This window comes from Chryseobacterium sp. CBo1, assembly GCF_001693475.1.
Taxonomy (GTDB): Bacteria; Bacteroidota; Bacteroidia; order Flavobacteriales; family Weeksellaceae; genus Chryseobacterium; species Chryseobacterium formosense.
In genome coordinates this window covers 151215-170911 of sequence record NZ_MAUH01000023.1, presented here as the reverse complement: position 1 = coordinate 170911, position 19697 = coordinate 151215, and the positions used below count along the sequence as shown (strand labels likewise).

At 33.7% G+C, this 19697-nt stretch carries 15 protein-coding genes and 1 pseudogene; 10 read left to right on the top strand and 6 right to left on the bottom strand.

Going from position 1 to position 19697, the window contains the following annotated elements; genetic code table 11:
- Positions 1 to 396 precede the first annotated feature (396 nt).
- Positions 397 to 1122 (bottom strand): annotated as a pseudogene (lptB, locus tag BA768_RS13390) (LPS export ABC transporter ATP-binding protein); the annotation flags it as partial.
- A 164-nt stretch (positions 1123 to 1286) separates the two neighbouring features.
- On the opposite strand from lptB, the gene priA reads away from it, so the two are divergent.
- From priA to gldG, 9 genes are all read left to right on the top strand, one after another.
- Positions 1287 to 3734, top strand: a complete 2448-nt coding sequence (priA, locus tag BA768_RS13385; protein WP_065721156.1) for a primosomal protein N' — start codon at positions 1287 to 1289, stop codon at positions 3732 to 3734.
- A 159-nt stretch (positions 3735 to 3893) separates the two neighbouring features.
- Positions 3894 to 5363, top strand: coding sequence for a D-alanyl-D-alanine carboxypeptidase/D-alanyl-D-alanine-endopeptidase (gene dacB, locus BA768_RS13380; RefSeq protein WP_065721155.1), 1470 nt, complete (start codon positions 3894 to 3896; stop codon positions 5361 to 5363).
- 78 nt (positions 5364 to 5441) lie between these two features.
- Positions 5442 to 7367, top strand: a complete 1926-nt coding sequence (locus BA768_RS13375; RefSeq protein ID WP_065721154.1) for a M1 family aminopeptidase — start codon at positions 5442 to 5444, stop codon at positions 7365 to 7367.
- A gap of 281 nt (positions 7368 to 7648) precedes the next feature.
- On the top strand, positions 7649 to 8563 hold the full coding sequence (locus tag BA768_RS13370) for a T9SS type A sorting domain-containing protein (RefSeq protein WP_083206681.1): 915 nt from the start codon (positions 7649 to 7651) through the stop codon (positions 8561 to 8563).
- Between the two features lie 107 nt (positions 8564 to 8670).
- Complete coding sequence (gene kbl / locus BA768_RS13365) at positions 8671 to 9867, top strand: glycine C-acetyltransferase (protein ID WP_065721152.1); 1197 nt, start codon at positions 8671 to 8673, stop codon at positions 9865 to 9867.
- Between the two features lie 128 nt (positions 9868 to 9995).
- A complete protein-coding gene (locus BA768_RS13360; protein ID WP_065721185.1) occupies positions 9996 to 10373 on the top strand; it encodes a hypothetical protein in 378 nt (125 codons plus the stop codon).
- A 186-nt stretch (positions 10374 to 10559) separates the two neighbouring features.
- Positions 10560 to 11111, top strand: coding sequence for a CopD family protein (locus tag BA768_RS13355; protein ID WP_065721151.1), 552 nt, complete (start codon positions 10560 to 10562; stop codon positions 11109 to 11111).
- Positions 11112 to 11240: 129 nt separating this feature from the next.
- Positions 11241 to 11969, top strand: a complete 729-nt coding sequence (locus BA768_RS13350; protein ID WP_065721150.1) for an ABC transporter permease — start codon at positions 11241 to 11243, stop codon at positions 11967 to 11969.
- A 4-nt stretch (positions 11970 to 11973) separates the two neighbouring features.
- Positions 11974 to 13641, top strand: a complete 1668-nt coding sequence (gldG, locus tag BA768_RS13345) for a gliding motility-associated ABC transporter substrate-binding protein GldG (protein WP_065721149.1) — start codon at positions 11974 to 11976, stop codon at positions 13639 to 13641.
- A gap of 49 nt (positions 13642 to 13690) precedes the next feature.
- Here gldG and BA768_RS13340 read toward each other — a convergent pair whose 3' ends face one another.
- Positions 13691 to 14731 (bottom strand): tetratricopeptide repeat protein, encoded by a 1041-nt coding sequence (locus BA768_RS13340; RefSeq protein WP_065721148.1) that lies wholly within the window; start codon positions 14729 to 14731, stop codon positions 13691 to 13693.
- Between the two features lie 290 nt (positions 14732 to 15021).
- On the opposite strand from BA768_RS13340, the gene BA768_RS13335 reads away from it, so the two are divergent.
- Positions 15022 to 15696, top strand: coding sequence for a YceI family protein (locus tag BA768_RS13335; RefSeq protein ID WP_034678656.1), 675 nt, complete (start codon positions 15022 to 15024; stop codon positions 15694 to 15696).
- Between the two features lie 155 nt (positions 15697 to 15851).
- On the opposite strand, the gene BA768_RS13330 is transcribed toward BA768_RS13335, so the two are convergent.
- The 4 genes from BA768_RS13330 to BA768_RS13315 form a co-directional block, all read right to left on the bottom strand.
- Positions 15852 to 16487 (bottom strand): ATP-binding cassette domain-containing protein, encoded by a 636-nt coding sequence (locus tag BA768_RS13330; RefSeq protein WP_065721147.1) that lies wholly within the window; start codon positions 16485 to 16487, stop codon positions 15852 to 15854.
- Positions 16474 to 17385 carry a hypothetical protein gene (locus BA768_RS13325; RefSeq protein WP_065721146.1) on the bottom strand — a complete coding sequence of 304 codons (912 nt, stop codon included), beginning with the start codon at positions 17383 to 17385 and terminating at the stop codon, positions 16474 to 16476. The genes BA768_RS13330 and BA768_RS13325 overlap by 14 nt, the downstream gene beginning before the upstream one ends.
- Before the next feature lie 5 nt (positions 17386 to 17390).
- A complete protein-coding gene (locus tag BA768_RS13320) occupies positions 17391 to 18770 on the bottom strand; it encodes a hypothetical protein (RefSeq protein ID WP_123947116.1) in 1380 nt (459 codons plus the stop codon).
- A gap of 126 nt (positions 18771 to 18896) precedes the next feature.
- Positions 18897 to 19634 (bottom strand): SDR family NAD(P)-dependent oxidoreductase, encoded by a 738-nt coding sequence (locus BA768_RS13315; RefSeq protein WP_065721144.1) that lies wholly within the window; start codon positions 19632 to 19634, stop codon positions 18897 to 18899.
- Positions 19635 to 19697 lie beyond the last annotated feature (63 nt).

Genomic DNA, 19697 nt, shown 5'->3' with positions numbered 1-19697 from the left:
GCTTAAATTAATTTATTAATTCTTAAAACGTCTTAGAAACTCAATAACCTTAATAAAAATCTATCCTTCAAAAACATAGGTCGTCAGGTAATGCAATTCAGGATTGCTGGCCTTTTTAGACTCTGCCTTTGCCTGTTCCAATGAATAATTTGAATTGATTTCTTTTTTCTGGAAAACAAAAGAATTATTGGCATTTTTATCAACAACATCATTGAAAATATGCTGAATTTCTGAATTTCCTAATGAAGCAAAACTAATATCTTCAAATCCGTACATCAATCTCAAATCATCAAACTGACTAAGCTTTTCATCAACAAAACTCTGAAGCTGTGATTTAGAATCAAAATTTCCAGCCCAGATATTGTAAGCATAGCTTTTCTTGCTTGGCTTGTCGAAAATACTCTGATAAACGAAGTTTTCACCCAAATATGCTTCTCTTACCTGCGGATCATTTGCCAAATCTTCGGGAAGACCTTCTTTCAGAATCTTTCCTTCAAACATAATGTATGTTTTGTTGGTAATTGCCAAAGTCTGCTGTACGTTGTGATCGGTAATCAGAATTCCGATATTTTTATCGGTCAAACTTCTTACGATTTTTTGAATATCTTCCACGGCAATCGGGTCAACTCCTGCAAATGGTTCATCCAGAAGAATGAAGCTCGGATCTGTTGCCAAACATCTTGCAATCTCGGTTCTACGTCTTTCTCCTCCGGAAAGAAGATCTCCTCGGTTTTTACGAACATGCTGAAGAGAAAATTCTTCAATCAGCTCGTCACATTTGATCTGCTGCTCTCTTTTTGAAAGTTTAGTCAATTGTAAAACCCCAAGAATGTTATCTTCAACTGAAAGTTTCCTGAAAACCGAAGCTTCCTGAGCAAGATAACCGATACCTTTTTGGGCACGGCGATACATTGCATCATTCGTAATCTCTTGTTTGTCGAGGAAAATTCTTCCTGAAGTAGGCTTCACCAAACCTACGATCATATAAAATGAAGTGGTTTTTCCGGCACCGTTCGGGCCAAGCAAACCTACAATTTCTCCCTGCTGAACCTGTACAGAAACGCCTTTTACAACTTTTTTGGGACCGTATTCTTTGATTAAGTTTTCTCCTCGTAAAATCATAGTCGCAAAGATAAAGTTTTTTTGAATTCTGAATGTAGTTTCAATATTGTTAATTGTTGCTGCAAAAACTAAACCTAACAGGTTTTTAAAGCCTGTTGGGTTTCAACCAAGGAAAACTTTTGTTTTTAAAAAGAAAAATCTAATTTTACACTTTAATTATTCCCTTGCAATACGCTCAAATTATTTTACCGCTCAACCTGAAAGGAACTTTCACCTATAAAGTTCCTGAAGAATTATTTTCTGTAATTCAACCCGGAATGAGAGTTTTGGTGCAGTTCGGCGGGAAGAAAATCTACACCGGAATTGTTTTTGAGTTTCATGATGAAGAACCGACTCAGTTTGTTCCCAAGGAAGTCATCAGTATTTTGGATGAACAGCCGATTTTGCCACCACAACAGATTAAATTCTGGAAATGGCTTTCAGATTATTATCTGTGCAATCTTGGCGAAATTTACAGGTTTGCTTTTCCTTCATCATTAAAACTGGAAAGTGAAACGTATCTTAAATTAAAACCTAATGTGACCGTTGAATTTGAAAATTTGGATGTCAACGAAATGTACCTGATTCAGGCATTGGAAGTTCGACAGCTGATTAATTTAACGGATATTGAAGCGTTTATCCCGAAAAAAGATATTATTAAAACCATCAATTCGCTTATTGATTTACAATACATTGAAATTGACGAGAAAATCGCTGAAAAATACAAAGCAAAAGAAGTTGCTTATGTGAAAATCAACGATGAGGTTTTAAAAAATAACAATCTTACCGAGATTCTTTTAAGCTTAAAAAGAGCCCAGAAACAGAAAGATCTTTTCCTTCATATTTTAGAAAAACAGACCGAAAACCCGGATTTGCCTATTAAAAAATCAGAATTATTTGAAGACGGTTATTTTGCGAGTTCACATTTTAAATCTTTAGCAGATAAAAATCTTGTTGAAGAATATTACATGCAGAAAGATCGAATCGAAAGTTATGAAGGTGAAATTGAAGAAGTTGAAGAGCTTACTGAAGTTCAAAAATCTGCAAAAATTGAGGTAGATGAAGCCTTTGAAGAAGGTCGAAATGTTTTGCTTCACGGCGTAACTTCTTCGGGAAAGACTCATATTTATTTAGAAAAAATCGAAGAATGTATTGCTGAAGGAAATAATGTTCTGTTTTTGCTTCCTGAAATTTCTTTAACGAAACAAATTACCCAAAGATTAGAGAAAAAATACGGAAGACAACTTGGTTTTTATCATCAGAAACTCACCGATTTTGAAAAGGTTGAAATCTGGAGAAGAATTAAAAATAACGACATCAGAATCCTTATTGCGACAAGAAATTCTTTGTTTTTACCCTATCAGAATTTAGGATTGATTGTTGTGGATGAAGAACACGATTCCGGTTATAAACCAAGAGAAGTTTCTCCGTTTTTTAATGCAAAAGATTCTGCTTTAGTTTTGGCGAATTTTTATGGAGCGAATGTGATTTTAGGTTCTGCAACGCCTTCTGTGGAAAGCTATTATTTAGCACGAAAAGAGAAGATGAAATATATTTTTCTGAATGAAAGATTCGGAAATGTAAAGCTTCCTGAATTTGAGTTGATAAATTTTAAAGAAGCACAGGATTCGAAAAAAGTTTCCGGAAATTTTTCTTTGAAATTAATTGATGAGATCAAAAAAACTTTAGAAGAAAAAAATCAGACGATGATTCTTCATAACCGTCGTGGCTACGCCAGTGTTTTGGAATGTGAATCTTGCGGTTATGTAAATTACTGCTCAAATTGTGACGTTGTAATGACGTATCACAAGGCCGCAAACGAAATGAAATGTCATTATTGCGGACAAAGAGCCTCAAAACCAAAAGCCTGTCCGAAATGTTATTCTGAAAATTTAAATGAAAGAGGAGTAGGGGTAGAACAGATTCACGAAGAAATTTCCAAGATTTTTCCAGACAGTGAAGTTGATAGAATGGATGTCGATTCGATGCGGAAAAAGTTTGCCTACGAAAAATTATACGAGAAAATTGAAGAAGGAGAAACCGATATTGTTGTCGGAACGCAGATGATTTCAAAAGGTCTGGATTTTGATCATATCGAACTGGTTGCCATTCCAAAAGCGGATTCTATGCTTTATGTGCAGGATTTCAGAGCAGAAGAAAGAGCATATCAACTGATTACTCAGGTTTCCGGAAGAGCGGGAAGAGTTTCGGGGCAGGGAAGGATTTTAATTCAGACTTTCAATCCGGATCATTCTGTTTTTCAGTTGATTAAAATGAATAATATTTCTAAAATTTATAAATATTTTCTTACGGAACGCCAGAAATTTCTTTATCCGCCTTTCACAAAATTAATTATGATTGAGCTGAAACATAGAAAAGACGAAAAAGTGAATCGTGCTTCTCAGTTTTTAGGTTCGATTTTAAGAAAATATCTTCCTGAAGATTGTATTTTAGGTCCTGAAAGAGCGCAGATTGCAAGATTGAATAACCTCTACCAGTTTCAGATTTTGCTTAAACTTCCACGCGGAAAAAATTATGAGAAGTTTAAAAGTTTAGTTTTACTAAGTTTGAAAGAATTTGACGAAATCACTGCCTATCAAAGTATTAAAAAAGATGTTTTTGTGGATTTTTAACAAACTTTAACAAATTTTATGGTGTTTTATAATAGTCTACTGAACTGCCATACAACAATAATTTCTACATTTGGACGTTGATTATATGTTTGGATTTTAACTAATGATTTAACCAATCGTTTTTTAACCCATCCAAAATATGACAAAAAGAAAAATTAGATGGTAAATTTCAGAAAATATATTTCAGGTATTACGGTCTTGACTGCTGGTTTTCTACTTGCTCAATCGACCGTTTCTACAGTTCTTTACTCTCAGAATTATGACAATCAGAAAAGTAGCTTAAACCTTCCTTCGCCTGCTGCGTATGTGGAGAAAGCTATTTTGTCGCCCAAAGAACTTGTAGATATCAGTGTAAACACAATGATGGCTGATCCCGTGCTGAAAAATGCAACCTGGGGATTTGTAGTGTATGACCCGAAAACAAAGAAAGTAATTTCTTCGTACAACGAAAACACTCCGCTTGTTCCTGCTTCTACAACGAAATTGTTAACCACCGAAACGGCTATGAGTATGTTGGGTGAAAACTACCGTTGGATGACGCAGTTGGAATATTCTGGAGAAATTGATGAGAATGGAGTTCTAAACGGTAATCTTTATATTGTAGGAAGTGGTGACCCGAGTTTGGGAACCAATAAAGCAGGAGCTTGGTCTTACAAAGATATTGTTTCGGATTTTGCAGGCGGTATTGCACGTGAAGGCATCAAAAAGGTAAATGGTGATATTATTATTCAGACAGCGCTTTTCAAAGGTAACATTTCGAGACTTCCGGAAAATGTTGTGTGGTTAGAAAGCAATAATTACTACTTACCAGTTGGTACAACCCGTGAAATTAACCCGGCAAATGAGAAGCTGATCGTAAAAAAATCTATGAATTCTGCTTCAGACAAAAAATTCTTTTATGTTTCTCCTTATGCCAATCAAATGGTGTATGCTGAAAAATATGACGGAGACGGAACTTTAACCACAAAATTACCGGATGCTCCGGCTTTTTTAGCAAATTCATTTAAAGCAAGCTTAATAAAAAGTGGAGTAGCAGTTACAGGAAAAGTAACACCTAAAATGACTGATGCTTCTCCGGAAGTGAGAAAAATGATTTCTGCCTATAAATCTCCGACTTTGGGTGATATTATTTATTACACAAATCAAAGAAGTGATAATTCGTTAGCGGAAGCTTTATTAAAAACTGTCGGTTATTTCAAAATGGGTGACCAGACTTCAGAATCAGGTAGAATCGTTGTTAATAATCACCTGAAAGATATTGAATTTGACCTTGAAGGTTTAAATTATATGGATGGAAGCGGCTTGTCAAGAAGCAATCATGTAACGCCAATTTCTCAGGTGAAATTTTTAACTTCTCTGATGAATGAGAAATATTACAAAACCTATTTTAATTCTTTGCCAATTGGCGGACAATCGGGAACGTTGAAAAGTATGTTTGTAACAGAAGGAAACGGGCAGGTTTTTGCAAAAACAGGAACTTTAAATAAAGTAAAAACTTTGGCAGGATATTTAAAAACCAATTCAGGAAGAACACTTTGTTTTTCATTAATGGTTAATAATTATGCAGGCTCAGTTGGTCAGGTGAAAAGTAAAATGGAACAAATACTGAAACCGGCTTTGGATTTATAAATAAAATTAATTTCATATAAAACCTTTTAATCTCTGATTGAAAGGTTTTTTTTATCTTTATTGCCTAATTATCTGACTATGAGAAAATTTTACCTTCTGTGTTTAAGTATTTTTGCTGTTCATGCATTATCAGCTCAAAACTCACATGAAAACATTGAAAAGAAGGGTTTAATTAAAAAAGAAATGAAATCTTACGCAGCAAAAATGGCTGCAGGAAATATTAATCCGAATACTTTAAATTACGATTTACAGTATCAGCGAATGGATGTTTCCATTGATCCTGCGGTTTATAATATCTCGGGTTCTGTGACTTCTCATTTCAAGCCGAACCAGGCAATGAGCAATATTTATTTTGATTTAAATAATAACATGAATGTTTCTCAGGTGAGTTATCATGGTCAGAACCTTATTTTTCAGCAGCTTTCTACGAAAGAATTGAAAATTAATTTTACAACTGCCTTAGCTGCAAATGTTATCGATTCACTTACCATTCAGTATAATGGTGCTCCTTCAACTGCAAATAATGCTTTTTTTAATGGTACACAAGGAGGTACTGCTGTCTTATCTACTTTAAATGAGCCTTACGGGGCGCAAGACTGGTTTCCGACAAAGCAAAGTTTAAATGACAAGATTGAAAAATTTGATATTAAAATAACCACTCCAAATCAATACAGTGTTGCGGCAAACGGAAAATTAATGTCTGAAACCAATTTAGGAAACGGGCAAAAAAGAACGTTCTGGAGAACACAATATCCTGTAGCTGCTTATCTCGTAGCAATTTCAGTTACCAATTTTGTTAAGCTGAATGATACGATGGGAACGCCGCCTTTTCCATTCGTCAATTATATTTTCCCTTCTACTAATGCTGATGCAGGAAGTATAGCAAATATTAACTGGACGAAAACCGTTATGGATACTTTCGAAAATTATTTCGGACCTTATCCCTTCAGAAATGAAAAATACGGTCACATGGAATTTCAGGCCGGAGGTGGAATGGAGCACCAAACAATGTCTTCGATGGGATCATGGAGTAAGCAATTAATCGCTCATGAATTGGCGCATCAATGGTTTGGCGATAAAGTTACTTGCGGTGCATGGAATGATATTTGGCTGAATGAGGGTTTTGCAACATTTGGTGAGCATGTAGCTTATGAAAAACTCATCATGAGCAATGCCGATTTTCTAAACTATCTTTTAGGTGAAAAAAATTATATCACAAGTGTAGCAGGAGGAGGTAGTGTTTATGTTCCTGACAGCAGTTTAGGTAATATTGGTTCTATTTTTAATGGCAGATTAACCTATTCTAAAGGAGGATACGTTGTAAGAATGATGAAATGGATCTTAGGTGATACCGTATTTTATCAGGCACTGAAAGATTATCATGCAAGACCGAATTTAGCATATGGTTATGCAAAAACTTCAGATTTAAATGCTTCTTTTTTAGCTTCAACAGGAAAAGATTTCACCGAATTCTTTAATGACTGGATTTACGGACAAGGTCATCCAAGCTATGATATTCGTTGGAAACAAGTGGGAAATCAGGTAACGTTCAAGGCTTCACAAACACAAAGTCATTCTTCTGTTGGCTTTTTCGAGATGCCATTGCCTATCAAGGTAACCGGAACAGGAGGTCAGACTGCTTTTTTTGCTTTAAATAATACTTCAAACAATCAATACTTTACAGAAACAGTGAGTTTTCCGATTTCAAGCGTTCAGTTCAATTATGAATACCAGATTTTGGAGAGAAATTCGACGGTTACGCAGGATAATACTTTGAGCACAGTTGATTTTATTACTGAAAAATTTAGCATTTATCCAAATCCCGCAAAAAATGAGTTATTTGTTTCAGGATTGAAAAAAGAAACGGAGTACCAGATTTTTACAGCTGATGGAAGATTGGTGAAAAAAGGAAAAACAGATAAGAAAATTGATATTTCACTTTTAGAAAAAGGTGTTTATCTTATTAAAGTTGCCAATTCGAATTTTAAATTTGTAAAAGAATAGAGAAAATTATTCTTCTTATTGTTCATATTAAAGCTTTCATTTTTTGAAAGCTTTTGTTTTTTTATTTTAACAGGAAAAATGTGTATTTTATTTTCTCTGTTTTGTGAAATTAATTTCGTGAAAATATTTGTCAGACGTTAATGATGAAGATGTTAAATGTTTTAAAGTTTGAATATTAAATAAATATAATAAGAAATTATTAAATTATTAGAAATAAGGTATTAATTTTGCAGCCTTGTGAAATTATAACTTGTTGATTCATTAATTGTTAAATATTTTCTATGATGAAAACTTTATTTACTTTAATGGCATTTATGTCGTTTGGAGCGTTTTATTTTAAAGCGCAGGTGCAAAAAATATCTTTTGAAAGTTCAGAAGGATATGCTGTTGGAAATTTAGCCGGCCAACAAGGTTGGGTTGCTTGGGGTGGACTTCCTGTTGGAAATGCACAGGTTGTAAGTACACTTCCGACAGATGGAACAAGGTCTTTTAGCATGATTAGTAATGGATTGATACTGGAACCATGTGGAGTTGAGAAAAATATTACCAGTTTCGTGACCAGTGGCGATGTAGAAATTTCGTTTGATTATAATTTTGGCGGACTTAATTCGTCATCTTATGAAATTGCTATATACAATAATGCATTAGTCTCAGATTACACGGCTTCTTTTCAAATAGATTATCAAACCGGAATGCTGAAGTACAGAACCGCAACAGGACTGGCAAATGGTCCTTTATTAACAGCCAATACATGGAATAATCTAAAAATAATCATTAAACAGTCTGACAATACGCTTCAGTATTTTTCAAATGGTAATCAAATTTATTCCGGAGCTTTAGGAACCAATAAAAATGTACAGGCAATCGACTTTGTTTACGATGATTTTGGGACGGGCTTCAGAGTTGATAATATTCAGATTAATAATCTTGCTGCACTTTCTACTGATGAGGTAGGGAAAAAAAATAGTATCAAAATATACCCTAATCCGGCAACTGAAAGATTGAATATACAAACTGATGAAAAAATCAATTCAATTACAATTTTTGATGCTAAAGGAAGTTTGATTAAAAATATTCAGGAAAGTGGAATTTCGAACGGAAGAGCTATTAATGTTTCGGAATTTGCTGCTGGAGTTTATCTAATTAAAGTGAAAACCAAAACGTCAGAATTTACCAAAAAGTTTATCAAGAAATAAAATGGTACATTATAATAAACCTTCGGAATTACGGCAGATTTATTACGAGAATCTTTGCCCGGTTTAAAGCGTTTTTATTAAATTAGCGCAACTTAAATTTAATTATAATGATCTCCGGAAAATATCTTGAAAATCTACAGAGCGAACTGAAAAATATCGAAAACGATGGGCTTTACAAAAGAGAAAGAATTATCACGTCTCAGCAAAGCGCAGAAATTGAAGCCAACGGAAAAAAGCTGTTAAACTTCTGTGCTAACAACTATTTGGGACTTTCCAACCATCCTGAAGTAATGAAAGCTTCGCAGGATATGATCGAATCTCATGGTTACGGAATGTCTTCTGTACGTTTTATCTGCGGAACTCAGGATATTCATAAACAATTGGAACAAAAAATTGCTGAATTTTTAGGTCTTGAAGATACTATTCTTTATGCAGCATGTTTTGATGCGAACGGAGGAGTTTTTGAACCTTTATTTACAGAAGAAGATGCAATTATTTCTGATGAACTGAATCACGCATCGATTATCGACGGAGTTCGTCTTTGCAAAGCAGCAAGATACCGTTACAAAAACAACAATATGGCAGATCTTGAAGCCCAGTTGATTGCAGCTTCAGAAAAAAATCATAGATTTAAAATCATCGTTACAGACGGCGTTTTCTCAATGGACGGAATCGTTGCAGACTTAAAAGGAGTTTGTGATTTGGCAGATAGATATGATGCTTTGGTAATGGTTGATGATTCTCATGCAACTGGTTTCATTGGAAAAACTGGTCGTGGAACTCACGAAGCCAATGAAGTGATGGGCAGAGTAGATATTATTACCTCTACATTAGGAAAAGCTTTGGGTGGTGCTTTAGGCGGATTTACTTCCGGTAAAAAAGAGATTATCGATATGTTGAGACAGCGTTCAAGACCCTATTTGTTTTCAAATTCTTTGGCTCCGGGAATTGTAGGTGCAGCTTTGAAAGTTTTAGAAATGATTTCTGACGATACTTCACTTCGTGATACCGTAATGGAAAATGCGGAATATTTCAGAACAGAAATGAAGGCGAAAGGTTTCGACATTCCTGACGGAGATGCTGCCATTGTTCCAGTAATGTTATACGATGCAAAATTAGCTCAAAAAATGGCTGAGAAATTGATGGATGAAGGAATTTATGTAATTGGTTTCTTCTATCCGGTTGTACCAAAAGAGAAAGCGAGAATCAGAGTGCAGCTTTCTGCAGCGCATACAAGAGAACATTTGGATAAAGCCATTGCTGCTTTTGAAAAAGTTGGAAAAGATTTGGGAGTAATTTCATAAAATAAACACTTCTACATTTGTAGAATAAAACAGAATTTCTATCTTTACAGAAATTCTGTTTTTTTATGCTTAAAAATTTCTTATTAATAATAATTTCGGCGACAGTTTTTATTTCTTGTAAAACCAAGATGAATCAATATATCAAGATTTCGGAAAAGTCTCAAAAACGCCACGGAAAATGGAGAGAAGAATATCCGGTAGAAAAAGATACTTTGGTCACTTTTGGAAAATATAAAAAAGGAGAAAGAGTAGGAGTCTGGAAAACATTTTTAGGAAAGAAGCTCTATCAAAAAGAAAAAATAGGGAAGAAGCAAACCAAAATGTTCGTTTATCATAAAAATGGTAATATTATGGAACGTGGACAAAGCAAACTCGATATTTCAGAAAACGAACGTCACTGGTATTATTTCGGTGACTGGAAATTTTACGATGAAAACGGCAAACTTAAATATATTAAAAAATATACCGACGGTAAGAAAGTTGACAGTCTTTCTTTTCATCAATAGCAACGGGCTTTAGCCCGTTTTTATATTAAATGATCTCCATTGGCTTTAGCCGAAATTTAATTTAAGCAATATCATCATTAGAATTTCATAAAGAAAATGATAAAATAGATGAAGATGATACATTGATTTCTCAATTTACCTTAAGTTCATCAACAAAATCATTATCTTTGCACACAAATTTTTACGATGCTTTATACCATCATCAAGGCGTTGCACATTATTTTTATGGTCAGTTATTTTGCGGGAGTTTTTTATCTCGTCAGAATTTTTGTTTACTATAAAGATACTGATGCTTTCTCAGAAGAAAAAAAGCTGATTCTCAGAGAGCAATACACTTTCATGGCGAGAAGATTATGGAACATCATTACCGTTCCTGCAGGAATTATTATGGCTGTTTGTGGCATTATCATGATATTTCTGAATACAGGTTTAATGAAAACGCCGTGGTTTCATTTAAAACTTACCTTCCTTGTCGGATTGGCAATTTATCATTACTGGTGCTGGAAAAAAGTGAAACAATTAGTCCAGCTTAAAGGAAATACTTTAGAAACAGCCAATTTAAAATTGAGACAGGCAAACGAAATTGCCACATTTATTTTATTTTTGGTCGTGTTTACGGTTATCTTAAAATCTCAGGTCATAGAATATTGGTGGCAATTAATTACCGGATTTTTCGTTCTTGTGTTTTTAATCATGATGACAGTGAAGCTGGTGAATAAAAGTAAAAGAGACAAGTAATAAGTAAAAAAAGCCAGATGGAAAGAGTCGATGAGAAAAGAGAATGTAAAATGTAGTGACAGGATGAATCTCAAATATCAAACCTCGAATCTCAAATCTGATTATTAATCTTAAATTTCAAATCAACATATGATTGCAATATTAAAAAAAGAACTTTGGAGTTATTTCGGGAACTGGAGCGCATGGATCATCATTGCGGCATTCAGTCTGATAACGACTCTGTTTCTGTTTTTTTTCGAGAATGATTCTAATATTTTCGACATCGGATTGGCTTCCTTACAGAGCTATTTCGTTTTAGTACCTTGGTTGCTGATGTTTATTATTCCGGCTTTGTCGATGAAAACTTTTGCGGAAGAACAACAAACAGGAACTTTAAACTGGTTATTTTCTCAGCCTCTGAAAGTTTCAGAATTGGTTTCAGGGAAATTTCTTTCGGTTTGGGTTGTCGGAATATTGTGTCTGATCCCTTCGATCATTTATTTTTATACAGTGTATGTTTTGGGAGTTCCGGAAGGTAATATCGATATGGGAATGACTTTTGGGAGTTATTTTGGCTTAATTATTCTGATTGCAGCATTTTCCGGAGTGGGAATTTTAGCTTCTTCACTTTCTCAGAACCAGATTATGGCTTATCTTTTGGGAGTTTTCATGTGTTTCATCATGTATTTTGGGATTGAGCAGTTGGCAAGTTATAAATTGTTGGGCGGAGCAGATTTTATTTTGCAGAATGTAGGTTTTTACCAGCATTTCTTAGGCTTTACAAGAGGTCTTATCGATTTTAAAGATGTTGCTTATTTTGTTTTCATCATCGGTCTTACGCTAACGTTGTCTAATCATTTTATCAATAAAAAGAAGTAAAAACATGAAGAAGATCAACCTAAAATCTCCATCTGCAATTTTATTGATAGGAACTTTTGTCATTGCATTGGTTCTTGCATTTTCGGGCATCAGATTAGATTTAACCAAAGAAAAAAGATATACTCTTTCAGAAAGTACCATCAAAGTTTTAAAATCAGTAAAAAAGCCTTTAACCGTTGATGTTTACCTTGAAGGAGATTTTCCGGCAAGCTTTAAACAGCTTCAGAGTGAGACTAAATTTATGCTCGAAGAATTCAGAAAGGTCAATCCGAAAATTGATTTTAAATTCATCGATCCCATGAAAACCAAAATGTCTCAGGATACTTTGATGGCAATGGGAATGCAGCCTTCAGTACTTCCGGATTTCAAAGATGGTAAAATGACGCAGATCTATTTGTTTCCTTATGCAGTGGTAAAATACAACCAAAGAGGAATTTCTATTCCGTTGGTGGTGCAGCAGGCGAATATCAATGCAGATGATCAGCTAAGAAAGTCGATAGAAAATTTAGAATATAATTTAGTTTCAAATATAAAATCAGTTGCGACAGATAAAAGAAAAAAAGTCGGAATTCTGGTTAATCAGGACGAATTAAGCCCTACAGAATTTGAAAGCTTTATGAGATTGGCGACCGAGAGCTATGATGCAGGTCCGATTGTTCCTAAAAACAATGTCGAAATTACTCAGGCAGACATTCCGTTACTGAAACAAATGAGTGCCTTGGTGATTGCAAAACCTAGAAAAGCTTTTACAGACGGTGAGAAAGTAATTTTGGATCAGTACATCATGAACGGTGGTAAAACACTTTGGATGATCGATGCTGTAAATGCTGAAATGGATACGCTGACAAGAGCTAAAAAAGTGATGCCTTTCCCAGTCGATATCAACATGACTGATTTCTTTTTCAATTATGGTTTAAGAATCAATCCGGCTTTGGTAAAAGATGTGAAAAAATATGCGCTTTTAAAATTAGTAACTGGTGAAGTGGGTGGAAATGCTCAATATTCAAGTCTTCCATGGCCGTATTTTCCTTTAGGAATTGCAGAACACGACCATCCGATTACAAAAAATATCAATCCTGTAAAATTAGAATTTCCAACTTCTATCGATACTTTAGGCGGAAAGAAATTTAAAACCCATGTTTTATTTGAATCGAGTGAAAGAACTTTATTAAAGCAGGTTCCGAATTATGTTGAACTAAAAGAAATTGCAAGCGTTGACAGTCTCGGACAAATGGAAAAACCAAGCACTCCAAAGATTTTTGCAGTGGCTTTGGAAGGGAAATTTAATTCGGCATATGCTTCAAGAATTGAAAGAAAATCGTATCCAGGCTTTAAAGCAACTAGTCCTGAAAATAAAATGATTGTGATTGCAGACGGAGATGTGGGTAGAAATAAAGTCATCAAAGGACAGGCTTTACCTTTAGGAGTTGATATGCTGACTGACGAACAGTTTGGTAACGAACAGTTCCTGAGAAATGCTTTAGATTATCTTCTCGATGACAGCAATCTGATGGAACTGCGAAACAGAAACATCGAAGAACGTCTTCTCGACAGAAAAAGAATTAATGATGAGAGAACAAACTGGCAATACCTGAATTTACTGTTGCCTTTAGCAATCATCGGACTTTTAGGAGGATTGTTCTTCTGGTTGAGAAAAAAGAAATTTGGATAGAATATATAAAAAGAGAAACAGTGAGGTTTCTCTTTTTTTGTTTAAAATATTATTTCCAAACATAATTTTTGCTCCAATCATAAAAACGCTGAATTTCTTTTGCGTTATCCTGATGATATTTTTTTACATCTTCAGTCTGGGAAGGTAGAAAAGCAATATAGGTAAAAGGCTCTGTTAATTTTTGCTCTTTCATTTCAATAAAATAAGGTGCTAAAAACTCCCAATAGAAGCCTTTATTGTCATTTTGCCCTTCTTTCAAAACGGCAAAAATACTTTCAAACTTATCAATAGCTTTCTCGCACTGTGTTTTGTTTCTGTTTTTCTCGTCAAAATCCAATGCAGCAGTCATTGATAAAACCATATCAACTGTCGAAAAATTATTCATTCCTTTCTTATTCTTACCCGCATCTTCAACTGTTTTTGGGTCAATAGTTAAAGTGATGTTTTTTTCATCAGTTTGGGAAACACCTAATTTCATTAGATCAATTACAGAATTTAAATTTCCTTGTGCCCGTGAAGTTTTATTATCAACAGCAAGATATCTTAAAGAGGCTAATATAGATATGATTCTTTTGTCGCGGTTTAGTGCTGCTAAAGCATTGAGAGAACCAGCGTGATTAGGATTCAACGTCACTGATTTTTGAAACAATTCTAAAGATTTTTCGATTTGTTTTTCATTCACGAGAGTAATTCCTTTATTGAAATAAAGCTGATAATATTCCGGGTATTTCTTTATTCCTTCATCATAAATTTTTATTGCGTCTTTTGGTTTTTGCGCATGATCTAAACTGTTGCCATAAGTGAGATAAATGGTTTTTATATCTTCTTTTGGGTGTGTTGCGATTGCTAATTTGCAAATATCGATAGCTTCGTCGTATTTTTTTGAAGCTTCAAGGGTCATTGCTTTTTCTGAAAGTGCAAGCAGATTATTTTTATCAAGTTTTAGGGCTTCGTCATATTTGTCAAGAGCTTCACTAAATTTACCTTCATCGTGAAGAGTAACGCCGTCAGTAACTTTTCTTTCAGCGGCATCTCTGTCTTGAGAAAAACTTAAAATCGGAATAATGGTTAACAGCAAAAATTTTCGCATGGTTTTTAGTTTTAGTAATTCTTCAAATATAGAAAAATCTTTAAGTAAAATCACCTGTGAAAGAAAAGTTATACCTTCTGAATTGTCGTCAATTATTCATATTTCTTTAATTTAATAATGATTTAACCACAGTTTTTCAAATCTTTTTTATAAATTTAATTTTCTTACCCTATGTTAATGATTCGGATCATGTTTTTTTCGGAGGTTTGCAAAGTCGAAACAATAAAATAATTGTTTTGTGGTTTTAACAGTAACAACAAATAATATTAATATTTAAATACTTTAAAAAAATGAAGAAAATTGGCGTAATCGCTTTGGCAAGTTTAGGTTTACTTCTTGCATCGTGTGGTGATAAAAAAGAAGCTGCAACTGCAGGTCAGGAACAAACTGTAGCTGAAAAGCAAGGTAATGTATTCACTGTTGATACTACAGCTTCTAAAGTAAACTGGAAAGCTTTCCACAAAGGAGGTTTTGCTCCACGTTGGGGAACGCTTAACGTAAGTACAGGAGAATTGTCTGTTAATGATAATCAATTGGCATCCGGAGAATTTGTAATAGACATGAAATCTCTAAAAGTAGACCCAGCTTCTGTAACTGAAAAAGACAAGAAATACACAGATCTTGAAGGTCACCTAAAAAATGCTGATTTCTTCGACGTAGAGAAACATCCAACGGCTGATTTCAAAATCACTAAAGTGGAAGATCTTGCAACTCCTGGAGCAGATGCTGTAGCTGGAGCAAACAAAACAGTAAGCGGAAACCTTACTCTTCTTGGTAAAACAATGAACGTAACTTTCCCTGCAAAAGTAGATATCGTTGAAAAATCTGCAACTGTAAAAGCTCAATTCACAGTAAATCGTGCTGATTGGGGAATTAAATTCGGAACCGACGAAACTGATCCTGCAGAGTGGATGATCAGCAAAGACATCGAAATTGCTATCGATGTAAAAGCTGACCAAAAATAATTAGCAACAGCTATAAAATATATGACATCTGTAGAAATGCAGATGTCTTTTTCATTTGCAAACGACATATTCTACTTGCTCCGGGGGAGTAAAATCTTTGTAGAATGATTGTGTATTTTGGATGGCGCGCTCCGTAGGAGCGCTACCTTTGTAGTTTAAAATTTAAAATGTTTCAGCTCTTCAAAGCTATCTTTCTCAAAAATATTGCTGATCTTTCCGTTTTCTAAAGTGACGATTCTGTCGCAGGTGTGAAAAAGCGTTTCAATAATATGAGAACTGATAATAACGGTTTTATTGTTTTGTTTTAATTCTAAAATAATATCATACAATAAATGAACACCTTCAAAATCAACTCCATTAAAAGGTTCGTCTAAAATATTGATCGGTTTATCAAGCATCAACATTCCGATCAAAGCCAGTTTTTTCTTCATTCCGCTCGAATAATATTGCACGTATTTATCTAGCGGAAGCTGGAATTTCTCCGCAAGTTCAATTGTTTTTACAAGCTTTTCTTTTGAAAAATAAGACAGATATTCTCTTCCGGTAATGTATGGATAGAAATAGTTCTCAGTTTCAAGGTAAGAGATATTTTCACGAAGAATTTTTTTGTTTTGCCACAAAATTTCTCCATTGTATTTCTGACTTTGATACAATGATTCAAAAAAAGTAGTTTTTCCGGCTCCGTTTTTACCTAAAATGCCTAAAATTTTTCCTTCTTCAATTTTTAAATTTAAATCCTGAAGAACATTTTTATCTTTAAAACTGACCGAAAGATTTCTAATTTCCAACATATTGATTAATGTTTTGCTGAGCTTCTTTCATATGCAAACGAATCATAATAAATGCAGGGATAATCAACATGCTGTACGTGAAAAATTCAATAAATACGATGATGCTGAAGTAACTTGACTTTTCGTGATGATGATACAATTTATATTTTCTCGTAATAATCAGCAAGAAATAAAGATTCATAAAAAAAATATAATAAAGCAGATACAGACTTTCGTTAAAATTTATGATTATAAAAGCGATGTACGTCGGTAAAAGGAGTGAGTTGAAGAATATCAGATTTTTATAGATTTTATCTTTAAAAGACATCTTTTTGAAATACACTTCAAGCATTTCTTTGTTCTCGTTATGTTCGTAAACATGAGATAAATAATCAAGCAGGAAAATTCCGCATAAAATAAGACTTGCAGGATAATAAGCAGATGCAATTATAATAAGGTAAGTCAAAATAAACATCCAGGTATTTTTTCTGAGATAGCTTTTCCATTCAAATAAATCATTAGAAATAAAATTCCATTGCAGAGTAGGGAAAGGTTTGGGGTTTGGCTGTAAAAAACACAATAAAACTACTGATCCAAACATCATTAAACCAAATTTTTCAATCTTGTAATTGATGTTTGCCATTAGAAAAATGGTATAAATAATGGCAGATTCGAGGAAAATGATAAGTCTCCAGTTATGTATAAATATTTTCTTCAGAAACGGAATGTCTTTTCTGTTAATATGAAAAACTAACACCAACGAGAAATAGAGTAGAGGATAAAGATATATTTCGGGTAATTCAATGATCATCAATACTCCAAAAATCAGAAATACAGGCAGGCTGACTTTCGGATTAAAATTAAAAATCCTGAAACTCTGATTAAATCTGAACTGAAAATGTTGATGAATTTTATGCAACTTGTCTAAATTTTGTGAAACTCTTTAATATGATTAATAATGTTTTGCTTAAAATTATCATTATCGAGATACTTGTTTTTAAACGCTGTAAAATCATATTTTGAAATCCCTGCTTTTATTGCTGATTTTTCCAATGATTCAAGTGTTAAAGTTCCTTTTTTAGATATTTCAAGGAGGTTTTTTAAGGTTTTATTGGTTTTCTCTTTTCCAAATTGGTCTTCAAACAATTTTAATAATAGTGGAGCTAAATGATATCTGTAAGTTTGATCAATCTGTTCGGTGTTTGTTATTTTTGAAAGCGGAATGAAATTTTTATCATTTACAATTTTTAATTTATCGGTTAAAACTTGTTTCAGGTAATCTTTTCCACAAAGTTCTTCTACAACATTAAATGATAAATATTCGGCAAACGATTCTACCCAAAACCATGAAAGTTTACCTGACATTACATTTGAACCAAAATAATTATGTCCGAATTCATGTCCGAAAAATTTGTAATTGTTATCAGAAATTTTTCCGTTTTTATTAATCAAATCTTTAAAATCTAATCCTGCAAACGCAAAAGTAGGATAGGTGTTAAACCCCCAATTGCTGCCTTTATCTCTTTTATTAACCGGGATATGATTGATGATATAAATTTTATCCTGAAAATCAGATTCTAAATTTTTTGACAATACTTTCTTTATCATTTCGATATTGGAAAAGATTTTATCGGCAGTTTCTTTGTCAACATCAGAATTAAGAATGAAGTTTCCGTCTTTTTCTAAAAAGTTATAATTTCCGATGAAGAGTAAAGGCTGTTGTGCTTTCTCCGATTTGAATCTTGATTTTTGAGCCTTTTTCGGAGGACTTCCATTAATGAAAATTGAGAGTTGTGAATTTCCTTTTACGGTGATAGTAATGTCATAAAGGTAACTGTCAATTAATTTATCGTTGGTTACATCATAAATTACAGGATACCATTTTGTTTGTTCGGCGGCTCGTAGAGTTTTACCGTTAAACGCAATAATTCCTTTATAATCAAACATATTGAAATCATTTTGATACACTGGGAATGCTCCTATATAAGAAACGTTCAATTCATTGGGAAGATTCAATTTAGAGTTTTCATCAGCAAGAAAATATTCTAAGGCTTCTCCTTTCATTTTCCCATCATAATGTCCCTCATAATACACAAGATTTCCTGATTTGTTTTTGAAGTATTTTATGTTCATCCCTTTGTTAAGAAGAATCGAATAATCTTTAAGATTGGGTAAGGCTGAAATTGAAAAGTCACAATCAATGAGCCCATTTTCCATATCGACTGTTACATTTCCTGTAATTTTTGGTTGTGCGAATAGAAATGACGAAAAGAGAAATAAGATTAAGAATTGAAGTTGGCGCATAGTTTCGTGCTTTAGCGACCAAAGATATAAAAACGCTTCAAAATATCACTAAATAAGGAGAATTTAATGCCTTAACAAAAAAAGAGAAACCCGAAAGCTTCTCTTTTTTATATAGTTTTTAAAGAATTACCACGGACTGATTCCGTTTTCGTCTTCAATATCGTTGCTGAAATATTGCCCTGTTGGTGCATTTTCATCTGTTAAAGTATATTTAATGATAAAAAATGCTGCACTTTCAACAGAACCGGGACCACTGTGGTGATTAAAATCTGTCGCTGTATAGCCCGGATCGATAACATTTACTTTGAAAGAAGATTCTCTCAATTCGTAAGCTAAAGCAATAGTATAAGCATTCAAAGCTGATTTTGAAGGGCCGTATGCCGCACCTTTTATATGATAATATTTCCAGTTGGGATCGCTGTGCAACGTCAATGAACCTAATCCTGAAGTAATATTGGTAATTCTGGGTTGCTCTGATTTTTTAAGCAAATCTAAAAAAATCTGCGTCACACTAATGACCCCGAAGAAATTGGTATCAAAAACTTCCTGAATATCTTTTGTGGATGTCTCAGATGCAGTTTGTGGATTGATTCCTAAAATTCCTGCATTGTTAATAAGAATATCCAATTTTCCCTGCTCGTTTTCGACGATATTTTTAGCTTTTAAAATAGATTCAGAATTAGTGACATCAATTTCTATGGCTTTGATATTTTGAAACCCTTTTTCGTTCAATTCTTTTACAACCTCTTCGCCCTTTTCAAGATTTCTGCTTCCCAGATAAACGAATAATCCTTTTTCTGAAAGTTGCTTTGCGGTTTCTAGGCCAATACTTCTGTTGGCTCCTGTAATGAATACTGTTTGCATTTTTGTTTGTTTTATTTATTGGTGTAAAATTCCGTCAATAAAACAACGTGGCATTTGCCATTT

Coding starts and splice junctions, on each gene's coding strand:
- BA768_RS13375 (WP_065721154.1), top strand. CDS start 5,442: ATGAGAAAATTTTACCTTCTGTGTTTAAGTATTTTTGCTGTTCATGCA.
- BA768_RS13355 (WP_065721151.1), top strand. CDS start 10,560: ATGCTTTATACCATCATCAAGGCGTTGCACATTATTTTTATGGTCAGT.
- BA768_RS13335 (WP_034678656.1), top strand. CDS start 15,022: ATGAAGAAAATTGGCGTAATCGCTTTGGCAAGTTTAGGTTTACTTCTT.
- BA768_RS13340 (WP_065721148.1), bottom strand. CDS start 14,731: ATGCGAAAATTTTTGCTGTTAACCATTATTCCGATTTTAAGTTTTTCT.
- BA768_RS13315 (WP_065721144.1), bottom strand. CDS start 19,634: ATGCAAACAGTATTCATTACAGGAGCCAACAGAAGTATTGGCCTAGAA.
- kbl (WP_065721152.1), top strand. CDS start 8,671: ATGATCTCCGGAAAATATCTTGAAAATCTACAGAGCGAACTGAAAAAT.
- BA768_RS13360 (WP_065721185.1), top strand. CDS start 9,996: ATGAATCAATATATCAAGATTTCGGAAAAGTCTCAAAAACGCCACGGA.
- BA768_RS13370 (WP_083206681.1), top strand. CDS start 7,649: ATGATGAAAACTTTATTTACTTTAATGGCATTTATGTCGTTTGGAGCG.
- BA768_RS13350 (WP_065721150.1), top strand. CDS start 11,241: ATGATTGCAATATTAAAAAAAGAACTTTGGAGTTATTTCGGGAACTGG.
- dacB (WP_065721155.1), top strand. CDS start 3,894: ATGGTAAATTTCAGAAAATATATTTCAGGTATTACGGTCTTGACTGCT.
- BA768_RS13320 (WP_123947116.1), bottom strand. CDS start 18,770: ATGCGCCAACTTCAATTCTTAATCTTATTTCTCTTTTCGTCATTTCTA.
- gldG (WP_065721149.1), top strand. CDS start 11,974: ATGAAGAAGATCAACCTAAAATCTCCATCTGCAATTTTATTGATAGGA.
- BA768_RS13330 (WP_065721147.1), bottom strand. CDS start 16,487: ATGTTGGAAATTAGAAATCTTTCGGTCAGTTTTAAAGATAAAAATGTT.